The organism is Nonomuraea sp. NPDC001636, from assembly GCF_040298265.1.
Taxonomy (GTDB): domain Bacteria; phylum Actinomycetota; class Actinomycetes; order Streptosporangiales; family Streptosporangiaceae; genus Nonomuraea.
This window is the reverse complement of record NZ_JBEOZT010000008.1, coordinates 142,689-169,073: the sequence shown is the minus strand read 5'-3', so window position 1 is coordinate 169,073 and position 26,385 is coordinate 142,689. Positions and strand designations below refer to the sequence as shown.

Below are 26,385 nucleotides of genomic sequence, written 5' to 3'. Positions count from 1 at the left end.
GAGTCAGGTGATATGACTTGCTTAGGTCGTCAGCGTGCTTCCCGCTGGTCCGGCAGGCGCACGACGGCGGTGCCGGCCTGGGACTCGCCGAACCCCCAGCCCGCGACCAGCGAGCAGCCGACCGCCTCCAGGACGTCGGTCCACGGCCAGGGGCCGTCGCCGCAGTAGAAGCCGCCCTCGCTGCGCGCGTCGTCCCTGGCGAGACAGAGCATGCGCAGATGGTCGCGGAGCGCGGGATGCGCGACCGCGCCCAGGCGCTCTTCCCAGGGCTCGACGGCGGAGCGGGCGTACCGCAGGTCGGAGACGGAAACCAGGTGGCCGGGGCCACGTTCGGTGAACGTGGCGGCCCGCATCGCGTCGGTGAGGGTGCCGTCGGTGGCGACGCGCAGCAGCACGGTCAGCCAGCCGTTCAGTCTCTCGCACTCCCCGCCGGTCAGATCGACGCCGTGGCGGCCCAGTAGCGGCCCCAGCTGTGCGCCGTGCACCAGGACCTCACCGGCTTCGTCGGCCGCGGACACGGCCCGCAGGTCGGCGACGAAGGCGTCGCCGAACGGCCGCGGGCCCTTGTGCCCGCCCTCGCCCCACGGCCCTGTTCCCGCCAGCAGATCGGGGTCGAACCAGAACAGCGACCCGCCCAGGTCGAACCGCCAGGCCCAAGGAGAGAAGGGGTGTTCACCGTCCGGATCCGGGAGGGTCCTCGCCGCCCGGCCGGACAGCGCGTCGGCGGTGGCCCAGGCGTTCGGGAACAGGAACTCGTCGAAGGTGTCCGAGGCGTAGTACACGCCGTACCCGGCGGCAGGGTGCACGGCCGGCTCTCCGCCGAGCAGGATCTCGAACGCACCGGCCAGCGCGGCATCCCACTCGCTCAAGTCAGCCGCCGGGTCCGTCTCGGATGTCACGATGAGCACCCCTTCATGTCGCGTCACGCGGATTGTCGCAAGCTATCGGACACCCACCACCCTTGACCTACCTCTGCGCCCGTGACCGGCGGCTGAGCTGCCCGCGGTGCACCACGAGCGCGGCCAGCGTCAGCAGGGAGAGGAGGGCGAGCTGCCACCAGTTGTCCGGGTTGCCGCCGAGGTCCAGGTCGGCCGCGTGGTTCACCACGTGCAGCGTGTTGGCGACGAGGAACCCGACCAGCACGACCGACAGCACGTCGCGCCACACCAGCGCGCTCAGCATCATCAGCCCGATGCCGATCTGGAAGACCCCGGCGTCGTGCAGGAAGTGCACGTGATTGGGGAAGCGGGCGAAGACCGCGAAACCCGCCGGGTCGAGGCGCATCCACACGCCGAAGCCCAGCATCATCAGCGCGCCGACCGCCACGGCCGCCTGGACGAAGATCCTGGCCGGCCTGCTGTAGCCGTTCGTCATCGCATGTCCTCCAGTCCGTCGGGAACGCTCGGGTGCACCGGGGTCCAGCCCAGGTCGCGGGTGGCCTTGGCGTGCGAGACCCGCATCGTGGTGTCCATCAGCAGGCAGCCCAGGTACGGCACGGCCAGCCTGACCAGCCACCTCGGAATCGCGACGGGACGCGGCGTGCCGTGCGCGCGGGCGACCGCGGTCAGGAAGTCGCGCCAGCTCATCGGCCGGTCGTCCACGATGTTGTACGCCTGCCCCGCGCCGCCGCGTTCCATGGCCGCGACCGCGGCCGCCGCCGCGTCGTCCACGTGGACGAAGGACGTGGTGCCCGTCCGGCCGCGCGGCAGCACGGGCGCCCGTTTGCGCATCAGGTCGGCGAACAGGTCGCTGAAGGCGTTCCTGCCGTAGAACATGCCGTAGCGCAGGGCGACGCCCTCGATGCCTTCGGCGGCGAACACCTGGCTCTCGGTCGCCACGCTGGAGTCGGTCACCAGGTCGGCGACGGTGCCGACGTGCACGCCGAACTCGTCGTCCTCGGTCAGCACGCGGTCGCCGTGGTCGCGGTAGCCGTACCCGGTGATCAGCGACTGGGTGACGAACCGGCGCGCGCCGACGGCCCGCGCGGCGTCGAGCAGGTGCGCGGTCCCCCGACCGCGCAGGGCGAGGGTGGGGTCGTCGGGGCGCAGCCTGCGCGAGGCGCCGCGCAGCGCCGTGGCCTGGTGCATGACGACGTCGGCGGCGTGCCCGTCGAGCGCGCGCAGCAGCGCGTCCCGGTCGAGCACGTCGGCGACGACCGCGTCCGCGCCGCGATCGGCAACGAGCCGCCGCTTGGCGGGATCGCGGACGACGGCGACCACCTCGTGCCCCGCCGCGGCCAGCGCCGACAGCAGCGGAAGCCCGATCGCGCCGGTCGCCCCGGCCAGCAGTACCTTCATCGCCCCTGCTCCTTCACCCGTCGCCCGTGGGGGTGTGTCACGGGAACCTCCTCAGCTGGATGGACAGCACTGCGAGGACGGGACAGCCGGTCCCGATGTGACAGACCGGGACGGGAAGGCGCGCGGGCGGCCGTCGGTCTCTAGTGGCCGTCCGGCTGTTCGCCGAGGCCGGAGGCGCACGAGATGATCATCGTGATGAGGTCGCGCAGGGGCGTCAGCAGCTCCGGATAGGCGTCGGCGTTGAGGTCGTACAGGCGCAGGGTGCCCTTGCGCCGCACCGTCAGCAGATCCGCGTCGCGCAGGATCTTGAGGTGGTGGGAGGTGGCGGGCTGGGACAGCTCCAGGTGCGCGGCGATGTCGCCGACGCTGCGGGGCTCCGCGGACTCCAGCAGGTGGACGACGATCTCCTGCCGGCGCTCGTCCCCCAGGGCGGTGAACAGCGGCCGGGTCCGCGCGAACAGCGCCAGGACGTCCCGGGCCTCGATCGAGCCGCTCATGCGGGCAGCGAGTCGCGCACGGCCGACAGGCGGCCGACCGGCAGCGCCCTGGCGGACCCTTCGGCGATCCAGCCGTCCAGCATCAGGCGTGTCTGCGCGCTCACCTTCGTGAAGTGCGTCTCCAGGTAGCGGCGCAGGTCGAACGGGAGCAGCCGGGGCAGCACGCGCAACGCCAGCCCCACGGCCCAGGACGGGACGGGGACGGGAGCACGCAGCCCGTGCCGGGCGGAGACCACGGCGACGGCCTCCCGGACGGCCGCGGCGGCGCCCCGCAACCGCGCGCCCGACGCGGGCAGCCGCCAGCCGGCGGACTCCAGCGCGGCGATGTAGGGGATCATCCGGGCGGCGGTGAGCTCCCCCGCGCCGGCCCGCGTCACCCGCCTGGCCCGCACGCCGCCGGCCCGCAGCGCGGCGACGACCTGCGGGGCGCGCGCTCCGGTGACGCCCATGGCCGTACCGGGCGGCACCCAGTACGCCACCCCCGGCGCGGGCACCTCGCGCTCCAGCGGCGCCTGGTAGGCCAGCAGCGTCGGGGTCACCTGGACGATCTGCTCCCGCGGCCAGACGCCGGCGAGGGTGCGCAGATCGCCCGGATCCTGGCCGATGGTGACCACCGTCGCCGCACCGGTCACCGCGCGCAGCGCGCCCGTCCAGTCGCCGCGCAGCGCCGGGGAGTCCACGCAGAGCCACACCATGTCCCACCGTTCGCGGGGCGGCTCGCTGCGCACCTCGTACGGCGTGACGCGCTCGGCGACCGGCGCTCTCCCCCGCCTGAGCCGGTACAGCGAAGCCCCTTCCCAGCCCTCCCGGCCAGGCCGCACGAGATAGCTGACCCGGGCCCCGCCCGCGGCCAGCCACGCCCCGAAGACCTGCCCCAGCGCGCCGGCACCGACAATCAGCACCTTCGTCATCACTGCTCCATACATCTAAATATTTGGATATACGGAACATTACCACCGGAGAGATCTCCGGCGTCCGCGGCGTCTTCTCCGCGCCGGCGACACCTTGACAGCGGGCCCCGCGCTGCCGATGATCGAGGCGCTATACCGATTTATCTCCAGCGCCCGCGCAGCCTTGCGGGAACGCGTGGACTGGACTTAACCGATATAGCAAATCATCCCCCCATGCCCTGAGGAGCCGATCGTGAGTTCACCGCTCATGCGCAGAAGGACCCTGCTCGCAGCGCTGGCCGCGACCACCGTGGGTGCCGCGTTACCCACCGCGGCACACGCCGAGCGCCGCGCGGCCGCCAAGACCGGCCCGCTCTCGGTGGTCTACATCGAGGTCAACAGCGAGAGCATGACGAACGTCGCGAAGTACACGCTCGCGCGAGGCGGTGCGCAGGTGTTCGACATCGCGGTCATCTTCGCCGCCAACATCAACTACGACGGCACGAAGGCCTACCTGCACTGCAACGAGAACGTCCAGCGGGTGCTCGACAACGTGGCGACCGAGGTCCGCCCGCTGCAGCAGAGGGGCATCAAGGTCCTGCTGTCCATCCTCGGCAACCACCAGGGCGCCGGCTTCGCGAACTTCCCGTCCCAGCAGGCCGCCGACGCCTTCGCCCAGGAACTGGCCGACGTGGTGACGACGTACGGGCTCGACGGCATCGACTTCGACGACGAGTACGTCGAGTACGGCAGGAACGGCACCGGCCAGCCGAACGCCTTCTCCTTCGTCTACCTGGTCCAGGCCCTGCGCCGGAAGCTGCCGGACAAGCTCATCACGCTGTACGACATCGGCCCGGCCGCCGACCGCCTGTCCTACAACGGCGTCAGCATCAACAACACCTTCGACTACGCCTGGAACCCCTGGTACGGCACCTGGTCCGTGCCGAACGGCCCGACCTCCAGGGCCCGCCTGTCGCCGGCCGCCGTGTCGTTCACCGGCACCGGCTCGTCCACCGCCGCGTCCCTGGCCCGCCGGACGGTCACCGAGGGGTACGGCGTCTTCCTCACCTACAACCTCACCTCGGCGAACACCGCCTCCTACATCTCGGCGTTCACCAGCAAGCTGTACGGCAGCTCCGCCGTCTACACCCCCTGACGACTCCACCGTGCACGCGGGTGAGGGGCGCCCGGACGGGCGCCCCTCACCGGAACGCGCGGTCAGCGGCCGAGCCGCAGGGTGACCAGCTCGAACGGCCGCAACGTCACCGGGATCGACCGGCCGGGCCGCTCGGGCTCGGCCAGCGGGCGCTCCAGCAGGTCGGTCACGGTCACCGACGTGACGGGGAAGCCGGCCGTGAGCGTGGCCGCCGCCCGGCCGCCGCGCGACTCGTGGAAGCGCACCACGACGTCGCCGCTGCCGTCGTCGGCCAGCTTGACCGCGGTGATCACGACCGCGTCGTCGTCCACCGTGACCAGCGGCGCCACCTCGGCGGCGCCGGACAGCACCCGCTCGGGCAGGTTGAGGAACCAGCCCTCGCGCACCGCGTCGCCGATCGTCGCGCCGGGCAGCAGCGCGTGCCGGAAGGTGTGCCTGCCCTGGTCGGTCTCGGGGTCGGGGAAGCGGGGGGCGCGCAGCAGCGACACCCGCAGGGTCGTGGTGGTGCCGCCGTCCGCGCGCACGGTCCGGGTCACGTCGTGGCCGTAGGTGGAGTCGTTGACCACGGCCACGCCCCAGCCGGGCTCCTCCAGGTGCACGAACTTGTGGTTGCACGCCTCGAACTTGGCCGCCTCCCAGCTGGTGTTGGTGTGGGTGGCGCGGTAGGCGTGGCCGTACTGGCTCTCGGCGGCGTAGCGCTCGGCGCGCACGTCGAGGGGGAAGGCCAGTTTGAGGAACTTCTCCGTCTCGTGCCAGTCGACGTCGGTGGCGATGTCGACCCGCCGCCCGTCCAGCGAGATCACCTGCGTGACGGACGAGCCGCCGAACGAGCGGGTGACGCGGACCGAGCCGGGCCGCTCGCCGGCCGTCACCTCGTCGGCCGCGGTGAGGTCGGCGACGGTGTTGCGGTAGAACTCGTCCACGTCCCAGGCGTCCCACATGTTGGGGAAGTCCTGGTGCAGCTGGAGCAGGTTGGCGGCCTGGCCGGGGGGCAGGGTCTCGCGCCGGGCCAGCAGGTCGTAGGCGGAGACGATCAGGCCGCGCCCGTCCACCTCGACCCGGAGCAGGCCGTTGTCCAGCACGAAGCCGCCGCCCTCGCGGGGTTGCCTGCTCGCCGGGGTCCCCGGTGCGGCCGGGGCCGCGCCGCCGGCCGGGACGCCGTTGCGGGCGTGCGGGGCCGCGTTGAAGACCAGCTCGTGGGGGCCGTCTCCGGCCAGGGCCCGCTGGGCGTCGCCGATCAGGCCGGTCAGCTCCTCGGCCAGCGCCGCGTAGGTGGCCCTGGCCTCGCGGTGCACCCAGGCGATCGACGAGCCGGGCAGGATGTCGTGGAACTGGTGCAGCAGCACCGTCTTCCAGATGCGGTCGAGCTGCTGGTACGGGTAGGGCGCGCCGGCCCGTACGGCGGCCGTGGCGGCCCAAAGCTCGGCCTCGCGCAGCAACGACTCGCTGCGCCGGTTGCCCTGCTTGGTCTTGGCCTGGCTGGTCAGCGTGGCCCGGTGCAGCTCCAGGTAGAGCTCGCCCACCCAGACCGGCGGGTCGGGGTACTCGGCCTCGGCCTTGGCGAAGAAGCCGGCGGGGGTCTCCCAGGTGACGGTGGCCGAGCCCTCCAGGTCGCGCAGCCGGGCGGCCTTGGCCACCATCTCGCGGGTGGTGCCGCCGCCGCCGTCGCCCCAGCCGGTGGGGGCCAGCGAGTGCCGGGCGACGCCCTTGTCCTTGAAGTTGCGGGCCGCGTGCGCGATCTCCCGGCCGTTCATCGAGCAGTTGTAGGTGTCGACCGGCGGGAAGTGCGTGAACACCCGCGACCCGTCGATGCCCTCCCACAGGAACGTGTGGTGCGGGAACGTGTTCGTCCGGCTCCACGAGATCTTCTGCGTGAGCAGCCGCTTCGAGCCCGCCGCCTTGATGATCTGCGGCAGCCCGGCCGCGAACCCGAACGTGTCCGGCAGCCACACCTCCTCGTTGTCGACGCCGAACTCGTCGATGAAGAAGCGTTTGCCGTGCACGAACTGGCGGGCCATGGCCTCGGAGCCGGGCATGTTCGTGTCGGACTCCACCCACATGCCGCCGGTCGGGACGAACCGCCCGGCCGCCACGGCCTTGGTCACCTTGGCCCACACCTCGGGCCGGTGCTCCTTGATCCACGCCCACTGCTGGGCCTGCGACATCGCGAACACGAACTCCGGCTCGTCGGCCAGCAGCGCCGTCATGTTGGAGGCGGTACGGGCGACCTTGCGGACGGTCTCGCGCAGCGGCCACAGCCAGGCCGAGTCGATGTGGGCGTGCCCGACCGCGCTGATCCGGTGGGCCGAGGGCACGGCGGGCGCGGACAGCACGCCGGCCAGCTCGGCGCGGGCCGCCGCGGCGGTGGCGTTGACGTCCTGGAGGTCGATCGCGTCCAGGGCGCGGTCGATCGCCCGGGTGAGCTCCGCGCGGCGGCCGCTGTCGGCGGGCAGCTCGTGCATCAGCTCCCCCACCACCTCCAGGTCGAGGATCAGGTTCCACACCGTCTCGTCGAACACGGCCAGGTCCATGCGCGCCAGCCGGTACTGCGGCTCGCTGCCCGCCGTCTCCTTGTCGCCGAGCAGGGTGGGCACGAACGGCTTGTAGTCGAGCACGACCGGGTTGGAGGCCGCCTCGATCCGCAGCTCGACCCGCTCGCCGCCGGTCACCGGCGCGCCGACGCGCACCCACTGGTTACGCGGGTTGAGCCCCTTCACGGGCGTGCCGTCGGGCAGGTAGACCAGGCCCTCGCACTGGAAGCCCGGCATGTTCTCGTCGAAGCCGAGGTCGAGCACCGCCTCGACGGTCCGGCCCGCCCAGGCGTCCGGGACGGTGCCGGTCACCGTGAACCAGCTCGTCGCCCACGGCGCGCCCCACGCCGCGCCGACCGCGATCGGCTCGGTCGGGGCCGCGAGCCCTTCGGCGACGGGCACGGGCTCGCCCGGCGCGGTCCACACGCGCACGTCCATCGGCACGGACTCGGGGTGGACGGCCGGGCGCAGACGTTCGTCCAGCACGCGCTTGAGACGGGCTTCGACCAGTGTGCGGTCGTCATGCATGGAGAGAGACTCCTCGTTCTCGGAACCGGCTCAGCCCTTGATCGCGCCCTCGGCGACGCCGCGGAAGAAGAAGCGCTGCAGCGAGGCGAACAGGAGCACGATGGGCAGGAAGGAGATCATTGTCCCAGCGGCGATGAGACGGGGGTTGGCGCTGAACGTGCCGTTGAGGTACTGCAGTCCGACGGTCAGCGTGAAGTTCTTCGGGTCGTTGAGCACGATGAGCGGCCACAGGAAGTCGTCCCAGGCGCCGATGAACGCGAAGATCGTGATCACGCTCAGCATGCCGCGCACGTTCGGCAGCCCGAGCCGGACGAGCCGCTGCCAGGGGGTCGCCCCGTCGATGACCGCCGCCTCGTCCATCTCCTTGGGGATGGCCTGGAAGGCGGTGCGCATCAGCAGCACGTTGAGCATGCCGATCGCGCCGGGCAGGGCCACGCCCAGCAGCGTGTCGGCCAGGCCCATGCCGCGGACGGTGACGTACTGGGAGACGATCGTCACCTCGCCCGGCAGCACGAGCGTGGACAGGAACAGCACCAGGAGCAGCTTGGCGCCCCGGAACTCCAGCCGGGCCAGCGCGAACCCGGCCAGCGTCGCGCCCACCGCGTTGCCGCCCACCACGATGACCGCCACGACCACCGAGTTGAGCGCGTACGTCCACACGGGGATGGTGTCCGCGACGCGCGCGTAGTTCTCCAGCGTCGGCCGGCGCGGGACGAAGCTCGGGGTCTGCGCGAAGACGTCCTCGAACGGGCCCTTCAGCGAGGTGGACAACTGCCACAGGAACGGCAGGATCGTGATCGCCAGGACCAGCAGCAGCAGCGCGTACCGCAGGACCAGCTCACCCGGCCTGGTGGCGCCGAACCCGCCCCGGCCCCGGCGGCGGCCGTGCCGCCCAGGCCGGGCCACCGCGGCGGCGGGTCGCGCGCTCGCCTTCATGGCCGCCATGTCAGTCCGCCTTCCTGTTGAGCCGGGTCAGCAGGAGCATCGGGCCGATCGTGATGACGAAGAGCAGGATGCTCAGCGCCGAGGCGTAGCCGAAGTGGCCGTAGAAGCCGCGGCTGTACATCTGGATCAGCATGACCAGCGACATCGCCCGCCCGCCCGGACCGCCCGTGCCGTTGGACAGCACGAACAGCTCGGAGAACACGCGCAGGGCCGACACCGAGACCAGCACCGACACCAGCAGCATCGTGTTGCGCACGCCGGGCACCGTCACGCTCCAGAACCGGCGTACCGCCCCCGCCCCGTCCACGGCCGCGGCCTCGTGCAGTTCGCGCCGCACGTTCCCGAGCGCCGACAGGTAGATGATCATGTAGTAGCCCAGCCCCTTCCACACCGTCAGGGTGATCGCGCTGAGGACCAGCAGCCACCGGTCGGTCAGGAACGGCAGCGGCCCCTGCAGCACGCCCAGCGCCTGCATGAGCCCGTTGATCAGGCCCCGGTCGCTCAGCAACCAGCTCCAGATCAGCGCGACCACGACGGCGGAGGCGACGACCGGCGTGTAGAAGGCGGTGCGGAAGAACGTGATGCCGGGGATCTTCTTCTCCACCAGGACCGCCAGCAGCAGCGGCAGCAGGGTGAGCACCGGCAGGCAGACCAGCATGAAGACGACGCTGTTGAGCAGCGCGTTGCCGAGCTGGTCGTCGTCGAGCATGCGGCCGAAGTTGGCCAGCCCGGTGAAGTGCCCCCCGCTGAGCGGCTTGGCGTTGGTGAAGGCCAGCACCAGCGTGTTCAGCGAGGGCCAGACGTTGAAGACGAGTAGCCACAGCGCGGCGGGCGCCACCAGCAGCCAGGGGGTGAGCCGGCGGCGGAGGGCGCCCTGTGCGGGGAGAGCGGGGGCGATCACTGGTTGAGCAGCTCGTTGCACTTGGCGACCGCGGCGTCCAGCGCCTCCTTGGCGGAGACCTCGCCGTTGAGCGCGAGGGCGATCTGCTGGCGGATGAACTTGCTCATCGCGTCGGTCACCTCGACCGGCTGCAGCATCTTGGCCGATGCCAGCGACTTGAAGGCGATGACCTTGGCGTCGCCGGCGTTGGTGCCGTCGCTCTGCGTGAAGAACGGGTCGCCGGCCGAGGCCTTGGTGCTGGGGAAGACGCTGACCTCGTGCGCGAACGCCGCCTGGTTCTCGGCGCTGGTCACCCAGCGGGCCAGCGCGATCGCCGCGGCCGGGTTCTTGCTCTTCTTCGACACCGACAGGCCCTGCACGTACAGCGGCGGGGTGCCCATCGCGGTCGAGGGCACGACCTTGGGCGCGAGGGAGGGGTTGTCGGTCTTGACGGCGATGATGTGGTTGGCGCCGGCCGTCGTCCAGGCCACGGTGCCCTCGTTGAACAGCTTGGCGTTGCCCGCGTAGGTGTCGGTCAGCACGTCGCGCGGCAGCAAGCCCTCCTTGAAGGCGGCCCGGTACTTCTCGATCACCGCGACGGCCTCGGGGGTGTTGAAGACGAAGCTCTTGCCGTCGTCGGACAGCAGCTTCACGCCCGCCTGCGCCAGGTCGCCCAGCTCGGGGCGGCGGCTCATCAGGTACGTCTTGCCGCCGGACTTCTCCTTGTAGGTCCTGGCCTGCTCGACCAGCTCGTCGAACGTCGTCGGCGGCTTGGCCGGGTCGAGGCCGTTCTTCTTCATCAACTCGGAGTTCCAGTAGTTGACGTCGGTGTTGAGGTACCAGGGGTAGCCGTACGTGCCGGGGTGCCCGCGGAAGGTGTAGGCGTCGATGCCGCCCGCGACGTACTCGTCGGCGAGCTTGGGGTCGGCGGCGGCGACGTCGAGCAGCATGCCCTGCTGGACCAGGGGCCTGGCGAAGTCCGGGGGCAGGTTGGTGACGTCGGGGAGTGTTCCGGAGGCGGCCTGGTTGAGTACCTTCTCGGAGTAGGCGTCCGCCGGCTGGTCGAGCCATTCGACCTTCGTGCCGGGGTACTTCTTCTCGAAGGCGGCGACGACGCCCTCGACGTACGCCGTGAACTTGGGCTTCAGGGCCCACGTCTGGAGGCTGACAGTGCCCTTCACCTCTCCCGTGGCCGCCGCGGTCGGGGCGGCGGCTCCCGGCTCGCCGGACCCGCCGAGGCCGCAGCCCGAGACGACCATGACGGCTGCCACCGCCGGTCCCGTCCAGTACCTACGCATGGCGCTCTCCTTGGTTACTAAATCGCTCTAGTTGCGGGACTATTCACCTGGCTAGACTCGTGTGTCAATAGCTGAGACGAATTCGTGAAGGAGCAGTGGTGCGCCGACCGACGATCACCGACATCGCCGAGCGGGTCGGGGTTTCCAAGGGCGCGGTGTCCTTCGCGCTCAACGGCCGCCCGGGGGTCGGAGAGGCCACCCGCGCGCGAATCCTGCAGGTGGCGAAGGAGATGAACTGGCGTCCGCACAGCGCCGCCCGCGCCCTCGGCGGGGCGCGCGCGGAGGCGGTGGGCCTGGTCATCGCCCGGCCCGCCAGCGCCCTCGGCGTGGAGCCGTTCTTCGCCCAGTTGCTGTCCGGCCTGCAGGCGGGGCTGTCGGCCCAGGCGGTCGCGCTGCAACTGCTGATCGTGGAGGACGCCGAGGCCGAGATGGAGATCTACCGCGAGTGGACCTCCGCCCACCGGGTCGACGGTTTCGTCATGGTGGACCTCATGGTGCGCGACCCGCGCATCGCCGTGCTGGAGGAGCTGGGCGTGCCCGCGGTCGTCCTGGGCGGGCCGGGCAGGCACGGGTCGCTGTCCAGCGTCTGGGCCGACGACCGGGAGGCCATGCTGTCGATCGTGGACTACCTGGCCGCGCTCGGCCACCGCAGGATCGCGCACGTCGCGGGCCTGCCGGCGTTCCGGCACACCCAGCGGCGCGCCCGCGCGCTGCGCGACCGCGCCGGGCGGCTGGCCCTGGAGGAGGCGGTGTCGGTGCACACCGACTTCAGCGACTCCGAGGGCGCCGCCGCGACCCGCGCGCTGCTGTCGCGGCCCCGCCGGCCCACCGCCATCGTCTACGACAGCGACGTGATGGCCCTGGCCGGGCTGGGGGTGGCCGGCGAGATGGGGGTGAAGGTGCCCGACGACCTGTCCATCGTGGCCTTCGACGACTCGGTGCTCACGCGGATCACCCACCCCGCGATCACCGCGCTCTCCCGCGACACCTTCGCCTTCGGCAAGCGGCTGGCCGAGGTGATGCTGGAGGTCATCGCCGACCCCGAGCAGCGCAAGGACGTCAAGACCGAGACCCCCCGGCTGACGGTCCGGGAGAGCACGGCGGCTCCGGGGGCTTGGCAGGGCGACTAAATCGCTTTAGGCTCCGCCGGGAGATCGTACGACCCCCGGAGGACGCGTGCCCCTGCTCGACCCCATCCGCCACGGCGCCAACTACGTGCCCTCCGCCGGCTGGTTCCACAGCTGGCTCGACCTGTCGCTCGACGCGGTCCGCCGCGACTTCGAGGACCTGGCCTCGATCGGCCTGGACCACGTGCGCGTGTTCCCGATCTGGCCGTGGATCCAGCCCAACCCGGGGCTGGTCCGGCAGCGCGGCGTGGCGGACCTGCTGGCCGTGATCGACGTCGCGGCCGAGTTCGGCCTGTCCGTCGCCGTGGACCTGCTCCAGGGGCACCTGTCCAGCTTCGACTTCCTGCCCTCCTGGGTGCTCACCTGGCACCGGCGCAGCCTGTTCACCGACCGCGGCGCGCGCGACGCCATAGCCGCCTACGCCGACCGGCTCACCCGCGCCGTCGCCACCCGCGGCAACGTGTTCGCCGTCACGCTCGGCAACGAGGTCAACAACCTCTACCCCAGCAACGCCACCACCCCCGAGGCGTCCACGGCGTGGGCCGCCGAGCTCATCGACGTCGTGCGTGCCGCCGCGCCCGGCCTGCTCGCCCTCCACTCCCTGTACGACGCCTCCTGGTACGACCCGGAGCACCCGTTCCGTCCCGCCGACAACGTGGACCTGGGCGACCTGACCACGGTGCACTCCTGGGTGTTCAACGGCGTCTCCGCGATCGACGGCCCGCTCGGCCCGGCCACCGTCTCGCACGCCGACTACCTGGTCGAGCTGGCCGCCGCCACCTCGCTCGACCCGGCCAGGCCCGTCTGGCTGCAGGAGATCGGGGCGCCCAGGCCCGACGTGCCCGAGGCCCGGACCGCCGAGTTCGTCCGCCGCACGCTCGACACGGTGACGGCCAACCCCGCCCTGTGGGGTGTCACCTGGTGGTGCTCCCACGACCTGGACCGTTCCCTCTCCGACTTCCCCGAGCGGGAGTACGAGCTGGGCCTGTTCACCGTGGACCACCGTCCCAAGCCGGCGGCCAAGGAGCTGGCCGCGATCATCGACGAGCGCCGCGGCCGGACCGAGGCGCGCCGTCCCGCCCTGCGGTGCGAGGTGGACCTGCGGACCGAGCCCGGACGCCGGGCCGAGGTCGCGCCGGGCAGCGCCTTCCACGCCGCATGGGTCCGGCTGCGCCAGGCCGGGCCCGTGGCCATCGTCGCCGGCGACCGCGCCGACGACCCCGGCCACCTCGCGACCCGGGGCATCGGCAGCGTCCTCACCCCGGAGTGAACGGCGGGCCGCCCGCGTGATCATCGATTTCCAGAAGGGAAGACCGTGTCAGTCGCCATCGTCTCCGTGGAGTCCACGGACCTGTTCACGGGCACCGAGGACGCCCCGCGCCAGGTGCTGCGCGTGACGCTCGACGGCCCGCCCGCCCGGGTCGCCGTCACCGGCCCGGGCGTGTCCGGGGAGGCGGAGGGCGCGGGCGCGGTCGAGGTCCCGCTGGAGATCGCCGACCCGGTCCCGGGGGCCGAGCTGCCGGTCGTGGTGACGGCGGGCGGCGCGCGGGCCGAGGCCGTGGTGGTCGTGGCCGAGCCCGGCTGGACGATGTTCCTGGTCTCCCATTTCCACTACGACCCGGTGTGGTGGAACACGCAGGCGGCCTACACCTCGCCGTGGGAGCTGCTGTCCGGGGACGCCACCACCCGCCCGCTGTGGGAGCGCAACGGGTTCGCGCTGGTGGAGGCGCATCTGGACCTGGCGCTGCGCGACCCGGTCTACAAGTTCGTGCTGGCCGAGATCGACTATCTCAAGCCGTACTTCGACGTCCATCCCGAGCGCCGGGCCGACCTGCGGCTGCTGATGGAGCGCGGGCAGGTGGAGCTGGTCGGGGGGACGTACAACGAGCCCAACACCAACCTCACCGGCGCCGAGGTCACGATCAGGAACATCGTGTACGGCATCGGCTACCAGCGCGACATCCTCGGCGGGGAGCCGGCGACGGCGTGGCAGCTCGACGCGTTCGGGCACGACCCGCAGTTCCCCGGCTACCTCGCCGCGGCGGGGCTGACCGGCAGCGCGTGGGCGCGCGGGCCGTTCCACCAGTGGGGGCCGATCCAGAAGAACTTCCGCGAGGCCAAGGACGACGCCCGGGTGATGCAGTTCCCGAGCGAGTTCGAGTGGATCGCCCCCTCGGGGCTGGGCGTGCTGACGCACTTCATGCCCCACCACTACTCGGCCGGCTGGTGGATGGACTCCGCCGCCGACCTGGCGGGCGCCGAGCACGCCGTGTACGAGCTGTACCGCAAGCTCAAGCCGGTCGGTGCGACGCGGAACCTGCTGCTGCCCGTGGGCACCGACTACACCCCGCCCAACAAGTGGGTCACCGATATCCACCGCTCCTGGAACGCCCGCTACGTCTGGCCGCGCTTCGTCTGCGCCACCCCGCGCGACTTCCTCGACGCGGTCCGGGCCGAGCTGGCGGCCACCGGACGCCGTCCCAGCCCGCAGACCCGCGACATGAACCCGGTCTACACCGGCAAGGACGTCTCCTACATCGACACCAAGCAGGCGCAGCGGGCGGGCGAGGTGGCCGCCGTGGACGCGGAGAAGCTGGCCACCCTCGCCGCGCTCGAAGGGCTCGGGACCTACCCCGAGGCCGCGCTGGACAAGGTGTGGCGGCAGCTCGCCTACGGGGCACACCACGACGCGATCACCGGCAGCGAGTCCGACCAGGTCTACCTGGACCTGCTGTCCGGCTGGCGCGAGGCGTACGACCTGGCGGGCGCGGTGCGCGACGTCTCGCTCGCCTCGCTCGTCGCCCGCGTGGACACCGGCGGCGAGGGCGTCGCGGTGGTCGTCGCGAACACGCTGTCGTTCGACCGGTCGGCGCCGGTGGCCGTACGGCTGCCCGCCGGGCTCGACGGCGGACGGGTGCTCGACGACGCCGGCGCGGAGGTGCCGTGCGTCGTGGACCGGGGAACCCTGCGGTTCCTGGCCGAGGACGTGCCCGCCACCGGCTGGCGCACCTGGCGGCTCCTGCCCGGATCGTCCCGGCCCGGTGCGGCCGCCTGGACGCCCGCGCCCGGCGTCACCGTCGAGAACGCCCGCTACCGCGTCACCGCCGACCCCGAACGCGGCGGCTGCCTGTCCGCCGTCCTGGACAAGAAGGCGGGACGCGAGCTGCTACGGCCCGGCTGCGTCGGCAACGAGCTGCGCGTCTACGAGGAGTACCCCGCCCACCCCGACTTCGGCGAGGGCCCCTGGCACCTGGTGCCCAAGGGCCCGGTCGTCGGCGCGGCGGAGGGCGCGGCCCAGGTGCGGCGCGAGACCTGCCCGCTCGGCGAGCGCCTGGTGATCACCGGAACGGTGGACGGCATCGGCTACGAGCAGACCGTCACGCTCTGGGACGGCGTGGACCACGTGGACCTGACCACCCGCGTCCTGGACTACCGCGGGGCCGACCGGCTGCTGCGGCTGAGCTTCCCCGCCGACCTGCCCGGCGCGCTGCCGGTGAGCGAGGTGGCCGGGGCCGTGGTCGGGCGCGGGTTCGCCCTGCCCGACGTGGACGCCGCCGAGGCGCCGTGGACCCTCGACAACCCCGCCAACACCTGGTTCGGCCTGGGCTCCACCGCCCGCGTCGCGCTCACCGGCCCCGGCGGCCGGCCGCTGGGCGAGCGGGCGCTCGGCGTGGCCGAGGTGGTCGTGCCCGGCCCGGACGACGCCGCCGGCGTGCGCGACCTGCTGGTCGCGCTGGTCAGGGCCGGGGTCACCGCGACCACGGCCGGTGCGGACCGGTCCAGGTACGGCTGGCTCGACGTCGACTCCAACCTCCCCGACTTCCGCATCATGATCGGCGGCCCGCACGAGAACGACGCGGTGCGCGAGCTGCTGGACCGCGCGGGCCCTGCCTATGCCGAGGTCCTGGAGCGGGACGGGCGCGTCTGGGTGCCCGCCGCCCGGCCGCTGCGCGAGGTCTGGCGGCCCAACGCCGACCTGCGCGACCTGCGGGCGCTGCCCGCCCTGGTCACCACCGACCCCGCCGCGCTGACCGCCGACCTCGCCGACGCCCGCGTGAGCTCCGCCTGCCCCGGCGAGGTACCGGAGTCCGAGCTGCTCACCGGCCACACCGTCGCGCTGCTCACCTACGGCCTGCCGGGGTTCGCCGTCGATCCGGCCGGCACGTTGCACCTGTCGCTGATGCGCTCGTGCACCGGGTGGCCGTCCGGGGTGTGGATCGACCCGCCCCGCCGTACGCTGCCCGACGGAGCGGGCTTCCAGCTCATGCACTGGACCCACGAGTTCCGTTACGCGCTGGTCTCCGGCGAGGGCGACTGGCGCACGCTGACGCTGCCCGCCCGGGGGCAGGAGTTCAACCATCCGCTGTACGCCGTGCTCGCCGAGCCGCACGGGGGCCCGCTGCCGGCGACCCGGTCGTACCTGAAGGTCGAGCCTGCCCGCGAGGTGCTGGTCGGCACCGTCAAGCCGGCGGGCAACCCGACCGCGCACGGGTCGGCCGCCGCGGCGGACCCGGCTTCCGGGGTGACCGTGCGGCTGATGGAGTCCACCGGACTCGGCCGCGACGCCGTCCTCTCCGGTGCGCTCGCCCTGCGCGAGACGCACCGCGCCGACCTGCTCGAACTGCGGCGCGGACCCGTCCAGGGGGCCGTCCCGCTGACCGGCGCCGAGGTCGCCACCGTGATCGCCGTCCCCGCCCTGCCCTTGGGCGGGGCGGCCCGCGGCGGTGCGGTGCTGGGGCCGGCGGCCGAGGTGGCGCAGCCGGTGCACGCGCGGTACTGGCTGCACAACCGCGGGCCGGCGCCGATGGGCTACCTGCCGGTGAGCGTCACGGCGTCGCCGGGCCTGGTGCGGACCGAGGGCGAGCCCGCCGAACTGTCGGTGGTGCTCTCCTCGCACCTGCTCGACGCGGACGTGGAAGGAGCCGTGGAGATCCTCGTCCCCGAGGGCTGGACGGCCGGTCCGACGCGGCGCCCGTACCGGCTGGCGGCGGGCGGGCACGTACGGTTCCCGGTGACGGTGACCCCTTCCGCGGGCGTCGAGCCCGGCCTGTACTTCGTCGCCGCCCGGATCCGGCACGACGGCCAGACCGTCGAGGACGTGGTCACCGTCGCCGTCGGCGACCTGCCCGGCGTGCTGCCCGTGCCCGGTGACGTCCCCGAGGACTGGGTGGCCGCGCAGGGCAGCAAGGACCGTCCCGGCCGCGACACCGGCCTGTCGGTGGAGGTGACGACGCCGTCGGTGCGCGTCGCTTCCGGCGGGCGTGCCGTGCTGGGGCTGGCGTTGCACAACCGCACGAACGGTGAGATCCGGGGCGAGCTGCAGGTCGTCTCGCCCTGGGGCACGTGGGACCTGATCGCCGCCCCGGTCCGCGGGTTCGTCCTGGCGGCCGGCGAGCGCACGGTCGCCGAGTTCGAGGTGTGCGCACCCCGCGACGCCGTCCCGGGCTCCGCGTGGGCCCTGGGCAAGGTCATGTGGTTCGGCCGCTGCCAGTACGCGCCGACCGTCGAACTGGTGGTGACCCCGTGACCCCCACTCCCCGCCCCGACCTTTCGACCTCTGCCCGCGTGCCTCACGTCAGCCAACCGGACTCCGCACACGCGCCCGTCACCGGCGAGCCGGTCGCGCCCGGGGTGGGGCCGGTGCTCGGCTGGCTCGACGGCTGCCCGCTCCCCCGCCACGAGCTGGACCGGCGGCTCGCAGCCCTGCGGGCCGGCCCGCGGTCCTCGGCGCTTCCGGCGCCGGGCACGGCCGAGGACCGGCAGCTCACGCGCTGGGTGGCCCAGGTGGTGCTGACCGAGCAACTGTGCGCCGCCGAGGCCACAGCCCGCGGACTCCCCCTGGACCAGCCCCCACCACCCCACCCCGACCAGCCCACCACCGACGCCCTCGCAGTACGGCGGGACCGACGAGCCACCGACACCATCACGGCAGAGCCTGTCCAGCGCGCCACCGCGGTGCGGCTCGATCAGCGGGCGGCTGTTGAGCTGGGGTCGATCGCTGCGGCGGCCTACGAGGGGAGCGCCGCCGTCCGGGCCGTCTATGAGGCCGTCACCGCCGACGTCACCGTCTCCGCGTCGGAGGTGGCCGCGTATCGGGAGGCCACCGCGCGACCGCCCACCGGACCGACATGGCGGCTGCGCACCCCGGACGGCGAGTTCGACGCCGACCCGACTTCGCTACCCGTCGCCCTGGCCGAAGCTCTGGCCGCCGCCGTACCGGGCCGGACGGTGACGGCCGGCCCTTGGACCGCCACCCTCGTCGCCTGCCACGACCCGGCCCCGGACCGGGATGCACCCGCCGACGGCCTCCTCGACTCCGCGCGCAGGGTGGCGTTCGTACGCTGGCTCGACCACGCCCGCGCCCACCGGCTGCGCCTGGTGCCGGGCCTCGAACACCCCGGGGACCCCGCCCAACCCGACAACCACCACCGCCACTGACACCACCGTCGACCCACCCGGACCCGGCCCGTCCGAGTCCCCCGCCCTCGACCAGGCGGCGGCGCTCCCCGGCGCGGCCGCCGGCCACTCACGTGCTCGCCACCCGTACCGAGAAGTTCACCCGGATTCGCCCGAGCACTGGGCGCTTCGGCGCGCTTCGAGGGCGTCCAGGATCAGGTCGAGGCCGTAGCCGAACTCGCTGGTGTAGTCGTAGCCCGGTCGCAGGGCGTGGTCGCGGATCAGCTCGGTGAGGTACGGCAACTCCTTCTCCGGCAGTTGCCGGAGGATGTCGCCGGCCACGTCCTCGACGTCGTCCGGCGTCGCCATCGGCAGGTTCGCCTCCTGCAGGACGAACCCGGAGACGTAGCTGTCGATCAGCGACACGGCGTGCGCGGCCATCGGCAGCGTGAACCCCGCCTCCCGCAGGACCCCCAGGACGGCGTCGTGGTGGCGCAGCGTCGCCGGTCCTGGATCGCGGCGGGAGTCCATGAGGCCGAGGGCCCAGCTGTGCTGCGACAGGACCGCGCGTGCGGAGGCGGCTCGCGTACGGATCGCATCGCGCCAATCGTCGCATTCGGCACCCGGCAGCTTGATCGCCGCGAACACCATGTCGACCACGCCGTCGAGGATCGCGTCCTTGTTGGGCACGTGGTGGTAGAGCGACATCGCCTCCACGCCGAGCTCCTGCGCCACCCGGCGCATCGTGATCGCCTCCGCGCCGCCGCGATCCGCGACCCGGATCGCGGCTTCCAGGACGAGGACTCTGCTGAGCGGTTGCGGCGGCATGACGGCTCCGGGACGTGTGCGGGTTGACAGCCTTACGAGCGTAAGCCAACCTTACAGCCGTAAGCAGACTTACAGGCGTAAGGCTGTTCTGGCGCTCACGAAGCCGCAGAGAGGGAAATTTCCATGCCGATGCCGAGGTGGTGGGGGCACGTGAACAAGAAGGTGTTCAACCCCCGCGCGATGACCGGTGGTAAATGGCCGGTGCTGATTCACGTCGGCCGCAATTCCGGCGCCACGTACCGCACGCCGCTCGACGCGCATCCCGTTGACGGCGGTTACCTGTTCGTCCTGGTGTATGGATCACGCTCGGACTGGGTGCAGAACGTCCTGGCGGCCGGAAACGCGCGGCTCCGGGTCGGCGGGAGAGAGGTGGAACTCACCGCCCCGCGCCTCGTCGGTGAGGACGAGGCTTTTCAAGCCCTTCCCGAGAAAGTGGCCCGCCCGCCGAAGCTGCTCCGCATCACCGAGTTCCTGCGCATGGACCTGCTCACAGACTGACCACCACGACGATCTCGGGACCAGAATTGCACACGAACAGGCGGGCAACCGCAATCGCCGGCGCCCTGGTCATCCTGGGTATGATCGCCGGTGCGCTGAGCGTCGTTCCCGCCGTCGACGAACCACGCCGGCTCGCTCTCGTTTCCGCACACGAGGGCCAGGTCATGCTCGGCGCGGTCGCTCAGTCCATCATGATCCCCGCGTATGTCGGGTTCGCGCTGTGCCTGTATCCGATGGTGCGGGCCGAGAACGAAGGACTCGGCCTGGGTTTCCTCGGGTTCAGGCTGATCGCGGCGACGTTCCACTTCATCGGCGTCATCATGCTGCCCTTGTTTCTCGTGCTGGGCCGGGAACTCGCCCAAGCCGGCGCCGCGGCCGCATCCGGCATCGAGGCCGTCGGTGAATTACTGCGGACGGCCCGCGACTTGGTCAATCATGTCGCATTGATCATCTCGCTGGGCCTTGGAGATCTCCTGTTGTTCCGCATTCTGTGGCGGTCGAGATCTGTCCCCCGATGGTTGTCCGGGTGGGGATTCCTGGCCATCGCAGCAGCGGTGTCGGCGAGTTTCCTGGTGCTGCTTGGCGTAACTGACGTCGTGACGCCGCTCTACCTGGCGATGAATGCGCCACTGGCCCTGCAGGGCTTCGTCTTCGCCGTGTGGTTGATGACAAGAGGCTTCGTCACGGAGAAGGCATCTTTTCAGAGCTAGCGGCGGGCCGTTCACCCCACCCCCCCGCGCCCGGCCTGTTCCTGGCGCGGAGGCGCTACCGTCGCCGCCGGCTCGTCAGGTAGGAGAGGGCTTTGGCGAAGGCTGCGTCGTGGCCGCCGTTCAGTTCCTCGTCACTGAGGACGCCGGGAACGGACAGGTGCGGCGGGATGCCCGTGACGTCGAAGGTGGTGCCGTCGCGGGTCAGGAAACGTTCGTTGGGCAGCGCGAAGCTCCACCCGTTGGGCAGCTTCCGCCACAGGAAGTCGGAGAACGCTCCCTGCGTGCTCTCCCCGATCCGCTCGGGGCGGGGCGTCCGTCCCGTCATGGCCTGGGTGAAGGTCTCGCCCGCGCTGATGGTCAGGCTGCCGGTGAGCATGGCGATGGGGCCCGTGTACACCGGGGCGGTCGCCGGCCGTACGGGCACCGGCTGGGGGCGGGTGAAGCCGGGCGGATCGCCGGGGGTGTTGCGGGCCTGCTTGGCGTACGCCCGGTACGGCCTGCCGGTGAGTCTGGAGGCGAGCCGCAGGCCGAGTGCGTCGTAGCCGCCCAGATTGACGCGGACGTCGATGATGAGACCGCGCAGCCGGCCGGGCCCGGAGGTGCGGGACACGGTGAAGATCTCGTCGAGCGCCCGGTCCAGCTCGGCGGCGTTGGGCTCGTAGCCGCCGTCGGCGTAGCCGTCGAACGCGCCCAGCCGCAGGTAGCCCAGGCCGTCCGGGAGGTCGGCGTACCCGATCACGCCTCGTCCCCACTGTTGCAGGGGCTTGCGGGTGTCGTACTTCTCGACGAACTCCCGGACGCGTTCGTTGAAGGCCATGTAGGCCGGCACCCCGTCCAGTTGCCTGGTGCCCGGACGCAGCGGTCTGGCGAACTGCCTGCCGCCCGCGACGAGCGCGGTGTGCGCGTCGCCGAGCTCCTTGAGGATGTCGCGCAGTACGGCGAACAGCTCCTCGTCCCCGGTGCTCGGGCTGATCCTGGACCGGTACCGGTCCCGTACGGCTCGCCAGTCGACGCCCTTGGTGGCGAAGAACGGGTAGTTCTCGGCGAAGGTCGTCCAGAAGACGTCGAACACCGTCGCCGGATCAGCGGGCGTGGGGGTGGCGCAGGCTCCGGGCAGGCGGGGCAGCTTCCGCAGGTCGATGGCGCCGACGCTGCCCGGATACCGGAGCCGCGCCCGGCCTGGCCCCCGCGTCTGGACGACGATCCGCCGGCCGCCCTCCCCGGCCGTGAAGGACGCCGAGTCGCGCGTCCGCGCCGTCTGTTCCGCCGAGAGCACTCCGCGCAGGCAGCTGATCGCCGTCGTGTCGTAGGTGGTGAGCCGCCCCTGGCCGATGTCGAAGACGGTGCCGTAACCGTCGGCCCGCCAGAGGCCGTCCAGCGGTTGCCGTCCGGCGGCGGCGTCCGCGGGCGGTGCGGCGACCTGTCCCGCCACGGCGACGCCCAGCGCGGCCAGTACGGCGGCCAGCCGCCGGAGCGTCCGTCCGCGCCCCCATTTTCTGCTGTCAATGCCGAGATCGTTGGTGTCGTTCATGGGGTCCGACGCTAGGCAGCGTGCCCGGCCGGGCACGTCACACCACGGAGCCGTCCATACCGGTCATACCTTCTGGCCATCCGGCCGGCGCGTCATACCCAGGTGGGAGGCCCGAAGTCGGCTCTGAGGCTGATCCGTGCGCGAAGGCCGACGGCTACGGTGATGGCATGTCGCGCGCCTTCACCCCGGCCCCGGCCCCGGCCGGAACGGCGGTCCTGTCCGCGCTCCGGTTCGCGCGAGTGCGGGCCGGAGCGCCCTGGGTGATCGCCTGCTTCATGTTCGCCATGAACGTGGGGATGCTCGCCACCGTCTACGGCGCTCCGGTCGAGCTGACGGTGGCGCTCGCGGCCGCCTGCGCGGCTCCGGTGACGATCTGCCGCCACCGGCCGGTGACCGCCTGGCTGCTGCTCTACGCCGGGATGCTGGTCACGCCGCTGCTGGTCGCGCCGCCGCCGGCGAACAATCCGTGGCCGTGGCTGCCGATGCCCGTGGTCGCCTACCTGATCGTGCTGTTCGTGCTGGCGCAGCACCGGCCGCGATGGATGCTGGCGGCCGTGTGGGCGCTGTCCCTGCTCGGCGCGCTGGCGGACGTGTCACTGGTGCCCATGTCGTCCACGGAGCGGGCCGTGGCGCTGCAGCTCGTGGCGGCCGTCGTGCCGGTGCCGCTGATCGTCGGCGACAACGTGCGCTGGCGCCGCCGGGCCCGGGCGCGGGTCGCCGAACAGGAACAGGTCAGCGCGGCCGAACGGGCCCGGCGCGAGCTGCTGGAGGAACGGACCAGGATCGCCAGGGAGATGCACGACGTGGTGGCGCACCACATGTCGGTGATCGCCGTACAGGCCGCCAGCGCGGCGCGCAGGCTCGGCGGGGTGCCCGCCGACGCCGAGCGGGAGTTCGACTCCATCGGGGCGGCGGCCCGGCAGTCACTGGCCGAGATGCGGCGCCTGCTGGGCGTGCTGCGCAGCGACGACGCGCTGCCGCCGCGCGCCCCGCTGCCCGGCCTCGACCAGCTGGACGTGCTGGCGGAGAGCGCCAGGCGGGCCGGCACACCCGTCGAGCTGACGGTGAGCGGCCTGCCCGCGCACGTGCCTCCAGGCGTGGAGCTGCCGGTCTACCGGATCGTGCAGGAGGCGCTCAGCAACGTGATCCGGCACGCGCCGGGCGCCGCCACGGCCGTGGCCGTCACCGGGAACGGGTCCGGGCTGCGGGTCGTGGTCGAGAACGCGCCGCCTGCGGGCGCGGCGCGCGCGCTCGCCGAGCCCGCGGGCACCGGTCACGGGCTGGCCGGGATGCGCGAACGGGCCGCCATGGTGGGCGGCGTCCTGCTGACCGGCCCGACGCCACGGGGCGGGTTCCGGGTCGAGCTGACGTTACCCCTGGTGCAGGCCGGACACGAGGAGGAGCACCCATGACGATCCGGGTGCTCGTCGCCGACGACCACGCGATGGTCCGGGCGGGCTTCGGCGCCCTGCTGGCCGCCGAACCGGACATCGAGGTCGTCGGTGACGCGGCCGACGGCGAGCAGGCGGTGGACCGGGCAAGGCGGCTGCGGCCCGACGTCGTCCTCATGGACGTCCGCATGCCCGGCATGGACGGCCTGCGGGCGGCCCGGCTGCTCCTGGCGCCGCCCGGCGGCCAGTACAGGCCGCGTGTGGTGATGCTGACCACCTTCGACCTGGACGACTACGTCTACGAGGCGCTGCGCGCAGGCGCCAGCGGGTTCCTGCTGAAGGAGGCGCCGCCCGCGGACCTGGTCTCGGCCGTGCGGGTGGTGGCGGCCGGCGACGCCCTGCTCGCTCCCTCGGTGACCCGGCGGCTCATCGAGGAGATCGCCCGGTGCCGGCCCGCGCTGCCGGGCGCCGCACCCCGGGTGCAGTCGCTAACCGAGCGGGAGTCCGAGGTGCTTGTGCACGTGGCTCGCGGCCTGTCCAACGCCGAGATCGCCGCGGCCCTGATCGTCGCCGAGCAGACCGTCAAGACGCACATCGGCCGCATCCTGGCCAAGCTCGATCTCCGCGACCGTGCCCAGGCGATCGTCTTCGCCTACGAGAGCGGCCTCGTCGTCCCCCGCTCCGACCTCCCGGCGCACGGAAACTGGAGAACGCCGAGTTGAAAGGGTGCCGAGAAGCCGGCACACGCGCACCTGCCCCACCTCGAACGTCCAGACGGAGGCCCGTCCCCTCGGGGACCAGTTGGCCGCGATCGCGAGCAGTCGTACCTGCCCGTCCGGCACATCCACGGCTTGCATCGCGTTTCCGCTGGTCACCCGAATGCGTACGTCTGCACCTGGCCCCCGGGCTCTTCGCCGAACCACTGTGCACGTGCACCGCCCACATTTCCCCGTGAAGGATTTCGGCCTGGCGCGGTAAGTACAGGTGACCGCATACGCCAGGAAAGGTCGGTATGCATGACAATCCCTCGCGAAGCAGTCGAGGTCGACGACGCGCTCCTCATCGAGAGATCGCTGAACGAACCCGAGCTCTTCGCCACGCTGTTCGACCGGCACGCGCCGCTCCTGCACCGCTACGTGACCAGACGCCTGGGCCCCAGCGAGGCGGAGGACGTCGTGGCCGACACCTTTCTGGCCGCCTTCCAGCACCGCGGCGGCTACGACAGGAATCGCCCCGACGCCCGACCGTGGCTGTACGGCATCGCCTCCAACCTGATCGGCCGCCGGCGGCGTACCGAGATGAGCCTCTACCGCGCGTACGTGCGCAGCGGCGTGCATCCGGCGGAGCTGTCCGGCTCCCGGGTCGAGGACGAGGTCAACACCCTGGCCGTCAACCGCCCGCTGGCGCTGGCCCTGATGGAACTCGCACCGGCCGACCGTGACGTGCTGCTGCTCGTCGCCTGGGCCGAGCTGAGCTACCAGGAGGTGGCCGACGCGCTGGCCATCCCGCCGGGAACCGTCGCCTCGCGACTCAACCGGGCCCGTCTTCAGATCCGGCAAGCCCTGGGCAGAGAAGGAGAACGCCGATGGACGCCCTGAAAGCCATGTGGCAGACCGTCCCCCCCGCCACCCCGGACGAACTCGCCGGAGCACGGCAGCGGCTGCTCCACGGGATGCACCCGCGGCGACGCGTCGTCACCGGCCCTCGGCTGCTGATCGCGGCCGGAGTCGCGGCGGCGATCACGATCACACCGTTGGTCGTCGGAACCGGGCCCGCCGCCCACGCGGTGACCAGAGGCCCGGACGGCACGGTCGAGGTCACCGTCAACGAGCTGCGTGATCCCGCCGGCCTGGAGGCCAAGCTCGATGCGGTGGGCATCAAGGCCGACGTGACCTTCCTGGCCCCGGCCACGCGGTGCGCGGGCCCGCGATTCACCGGCGTGGACCGCACCTACGGCGGGGAACCCGCCTCCAACGCGAGCGAGCTGCGTTCGCGGGTGGAGGAGTCGCGATCGTACAAGGCCACCCGGGTGAAGTCCGTCCGGACGATCCAGATCTTCCCGCGGTACATCAAGCCGGACGAGACGCTCGTGGTGGAGTTCCGCGACAACGGGAACCCGGAGGCGCCCTGGCAACTCGGCGCCTGGCTGGCCGAGGCGGGCACCCCCGTGAAGCCGTGCACGCCCGTCGCGGGCGCTCGGTGAAGGCCGCCGCGGCCGGTTCACCACCGCTCCGCCGCGTGCTCTGACCGGCGGGAAACGACCGGCCACGTCGGGTGTGCTCGACGGGACCTGGCCACGGCGCCTCATCCTCGCGGCCGGTGGCCGGCGGCAGGCGGGGTGGACGGCAGTTGGCCGAGGTGGATGGCGGCGTGCCAGTACGCCGGGTTCCCGGGCACGGTCCACGCCCTCTGCACCACCGCGCCGAGCCCGGGCGCGTCCCAGGACTCCGCGCCGTACCGGCTCAGGTCCGTCAGGATCGCGTCATGCACCGCCCCGAACCGATGCAGGAGCAGCGAGGCCGGGAGGTGCCGGCCCGCTTCCACGCCGCCGAGGTTCAGCGCCTGCCCGACGGCGGGGTCCTCCCATCGTGGATCGAGGCTCCAGTGCGGCCGGCCGGCGGCGGCTTCCGTCAGCACCGCCAGGTTGATCTCGTCCCACATCAGGACGTGTGCGATGAGGTCGTGCAAGGAACGGCAGAAGTCGCCGAGCGGGCCGGAATCCACCAGATGGTCGGCGTCGAGCTGCTGCTCGGTGAGTCCGGTGACGCGAGCGAGGAGGATGTCCCGATCGGCGCTCAGGCGGCCGATCGCCTCTTCCGGGGACAGGATCGTCACGGTGGTTCTCCCTCGATGAAGTGGTTGGGAGGGACTTCAGCACCACC

The 26,385-nt window shown here is 72.3% G+C and carries 23 protein-coding genes; 11 read left to right on the top strand and 12 right to left on the bottom strand.

The window, feature by feature from the left end; all coding sequences use genetic code 11:
- Positions 1-29: 29 nt before the first annotated feature.
- The 5 genes from ABT158_RS18095 to ABT158_RS18075 all read right to left on the bottom strand — a co-directional run bounded on the left by ABT158_RS18095 (position 30) and on the right by ABT158_RS18075 (position 3,705).
- The gene (locus tag ABT158_RS18095; RefSeq protein ID WP_352354567.1) at positions 30-899 is read right to left on the bottom strand and encodes a hypothetical protein; all 870 of its coding nucleotides are present in this window, start codon (positions 897-899) and stop codon (positions 30-32) included.
- 67 nt (positions 900-966) lie between these two features.
- A complete protein-coding gene (locus ABT158_RS18090) occupies positions 967-1,374 on the bottom strand; it encodes a hypothetical protein (protein ID WP_352354565.1) in 408 nt (135 codons plus the stop codon).
- Positions 1,371-2,297, bottom strand: a complete 927-nt coding sequence (locus ABT158_RS18085) for an NAD-dependent epimerase/dehydratase family protein (protein ID WP_352354563.1) — start codon at positions 2,295-2,297, stop codon at positions 1,371-1,373. Before ABT158_RS18085 ends, ABT158_RS18090 begins: the two co-directional genes overlap by 4 nt.
- A gap of 140 nt (positions 2,298-2,437) precedes the next feature.
- The gene (locus tag ABT158_RS18080) at positions 2,438-2,794 is read right to left on the bottom strand and encodes an ArsR/SmtB family transcription factor (protein WP_352354561.1); all 357 of its coding nucleotides are present in this window, start codon (positions 2,792-2,794) and stop codon (positions 2,438-2,440) included.
- A complete protein-coding gene (locus tag ABT158_RS18075) occupies positions 2,791-3,705 on the bottom strand; it encodes a ketopantoate reductase family protein (RefSeq protein WP_352354559.1) in 915 nt (304 codons plus the stop codon). The genes ABT158_RS18080 and ABT158_RS18075 overlap by 4 nt, the downstream gene beginning before the upstream one ends.
- A gap of 232 nt (positions 3,706-3,937) precedes the next feature.
- On the opposite strand from ABT158_RS18075, the gene ABT158_RS18070 reads away from it, so the two are divergent.
- Positions 3,938-4,840 carry an endo-beta-N-acetylglucosaminidase H gene (locus ABT158_RS18070; protein WP_352354557.1) on the top strand — a complete coding sequence of 301 codons (903 nt, stop codon included), beginning with the start codon at positions 3,938-3,940 and terminating at the stop codon, positions 4,838-4,840.
- A 62-nt stretch (positions 4,841-4,902) separates the two neighbouring features.
- Here the strand turns inward: ABT158_RS18070 and ABT158_RS18065 are convergent, their stop codons facing one another.
- From ABT158_RS18065 to ABT158_RS18050, 4 genes are read right to left on the bottom strand one after another with little or no spacing between them, the layout of a single operon-like run.
- Positions 4,903-7,899 carry an alpha-mannosidase gene (locus tag ABT158_RS18065; RefSeq protein WP_352354555.1) on the bottom strand — a complete coding sequence of 999 codons (2,997 nt, stop codon included), beginning with the start codon at positions 7,897-7,899 and terminating at the stop codon, positions 4,903-4,905.
- 30 nt (positions 7,900-7,929) lie between these two features.
- Positions 7,930-8,844: a carbohydrate ABC transporter permease gene (locus ABT158_RS18060; RefSeq protein ID WP_352354553.1), complete on the bottom strand. Its 915-nt coding sequence runs from the start codon at positions 8,842-8,844 to the stop codon at positions 7,930-7,932.
- Position 8,845: 1 nt separating this feature from the next.
- Positions 8,846-9,745: a carbohydrate ABC transporter permease gene (locus tag ABT158_RS18055; protein WP_352354551.1), complete on the bottom strand. Its 900-nt coding sequence runs from the start codon at positions 9,743-9,745 to the stop codon at positions 8,846-8,848.
- On the bottom strand, positions 9,742-11,022 hold the full coding sequence (locus ABT158_RS18050; RefSeq protein WP_352354549.1) for an ABC transporter substrate-binding protein: 1,281 nt from the start codon (positions 11,020-11,022) through the stop codon (positions 9,742-9,744). Before ABT158_RS18050 ends, ABT158_RS18055 begins: the two co-directional genes overlap by 4 nt.
- A gap of 98 nt (positions 11,023-11,120) precedes the next feature.
- Between ABT158_RS18050 and ABT158_RS18045 the strand changes: the two genes are divergently transcribed.
- From ABT158_RS18045 to ABT158_RS18030, 4 genes are read left to right on the top strand one after another with little or no spacing between them, the layout of a single operon-like run.
- On the top strand, positions 11,121-12,152 hold the full coding sequence (locus ABT158_RS18045) for a LacI family DNA-binding transcriptional regulator (RefSeq protein WP_352354547.1): 1,032 nt from the start codon (positions 11,121-11,123) through the stop codon (positions 12,150-12,152).
- A gap of 46 nt (positions 12,153-12,198) precedes the next feature.
- Positions 12,199-13,419 (top strand): glycoside hydrolase 5 family protein, encoded by a 1,221-nt coding sequence (locus ABT158_RS18040; RefSeq protein ID WP_352354543.1) that lies wholly within the window; start codon positions 12,199-12,201, stop codon positions 13,417-13,419.
- Positions 13,420-13,464: 45 nt separating this feature from the next.
- Positions 13,465-17,676: a glycoside hydrolase family 38 N-terminal domain-containing protein gene (locus ABT158_RS18035; RefSeq protein WP_352354541.1), complete on the top strand. Its 4,212-nt coding sequence runs from the start codon at positions 13,465-13,467 to the stop codon at positions 17,674-17,676.
- Between the two features lie 38 nt (positions 17,677-17,714).
- A complete protein-coding gene (locus ABT158_RS18030; protein WP_352354539.1) occupies positions 17,715-18,587 on the top strand; it encodes a DUF7158 domain-containing protein in 873 nt (290 codons plus the stop codon).
- A gap of 117 nt (positions 18,588-18,704) precedes the next feature.
- Here the strand turns inward: ABT158_RS18030 and ABT158_RS18025 are convergent, their stop codons facing one another.
- Entirely contained in the window at positions 18,705-19,373 is a 669-nt protein-coding gene (locus ABT158_RS18025; RefSeq protein WP_352354537.1) for a TetR/AcrR family transcriptional regulator, read from the bottom strand.
- Between the two features lie 150 nt (positions 19,374-19,523).
- On the opposite strand from ABT158_RS18025, the gene ABT158_RS18020 reads away from it, so the two are divergent.
- Complete coding sequence (locus ABT158_RS18020; protein ID WP_352354535.1) at positions 19,524-19,871, top strand: nitroreductase family deazaflavin-dependent oxidoreductase; 348 nt, start codon at positions 19,524-19,526, stop codon at positions 19,869-19,871.
- Between the two features lie 26 nt (positions 19,872-19,897).
- On the top strand, positions 19,898-20,581 hold the full coding sequence (locus ABT158_RS18015) for a DUF4386 domain-containing protein (RefSeq protein WP_352354533.1): 684 nt from the start codon (positions 19,898-19,900) through the stop codon (positions 20,579-20,581).
- A 55-nt stretch (positions 20,582-20,636) separates the two neighbouring features.
- Here ABT158_RS18015 and ABT158_RS18010 read toward each other — a convergent pair whose 3' ends face one another.
- On the bottom strand, positions 20,637-22,112 hold the full coding sequence (locus tag ABT158_RS18010) for a S41 family peptidase (protein ID WP_352354531.1): 1,476 nt from the start codon (positions 22,110-22,112) through the stop codon (positions 20,637-20,639).
- A 167-nt stretch (positions 22,113-22,279) separates the two neighbouring features.
- Here ABT158_RS18010 and ABT158_RS18005 point away from each other — a divergent pair, with 167 nt between their 5' ends.
- From ABT158_RS18005 to ABT158_RS17990, 4 genes are all read left to right on the top strand, one after another.
- Positions 22,280-23,524: a sensor histidine kinase gene (locus ABT158_RS18005; RefSeq protein ID WP_352354530.1), complete on the top strand. Its 1,245-nt coding sequence runs from the start codon at positions 22,280-22,282 to the stop codon at positions 23,522-23,524.
- Complete coding sequence (locus ABT158_RS18000; protein ID WP_352354528.1) at positions 23,521-24,225, top strand: response regulator; 705 nt, start codon at positions 23,521-23,523, stop codon at positions 24,223-24,225. Before ABT158_RS18005 ends, ABT158_RS18000 begins: the two co-directional genes overlap by 4 nt.
- A gap of 294 nt (positions 24,226-24,519) precedes the next feature.
- Positions 24,520-25,101, top strand: coding sequence for an RNA polymerase sigma factor (locus ABT158_RS17995; protein ID WP_352354526.1), 582 nt, complete (start codon positions 24,520-24,522; stop codon positions 25,099-25,101).
- A complete protein-coding gene (locus ABT158_RS17990) occupies positions 25,089-25,706 on the top strand; it encodes a hypothetical protein (protein ID WP_352354524.1) in 618 nt (205 codons plus the stop codon). The genes ABT158_RS17995 and ABT158_RS17990 overlap by 13 nt, the downstream gene beginning before the upstream one ends.
- Before the next feature lie 101 nt (positions 25,707-25,807).
- Here ABT158_RS17990 and ABT158_RS17985 read toward each other — a convergent pair whose 3' ends face one another.
- Positions 25,808-26,338: a hypothetical protein gene (locus tag ABT158_RS17985; protein WP_352354522.1), complete on the bottom strand. Its 531-nt coding sequence runs from the start codon at positions 26,336-26,338 to the stop codon at positions 25,808-25,810.
- Positions 26,339-26,385 lie beyond the last annotated feature (47 nt).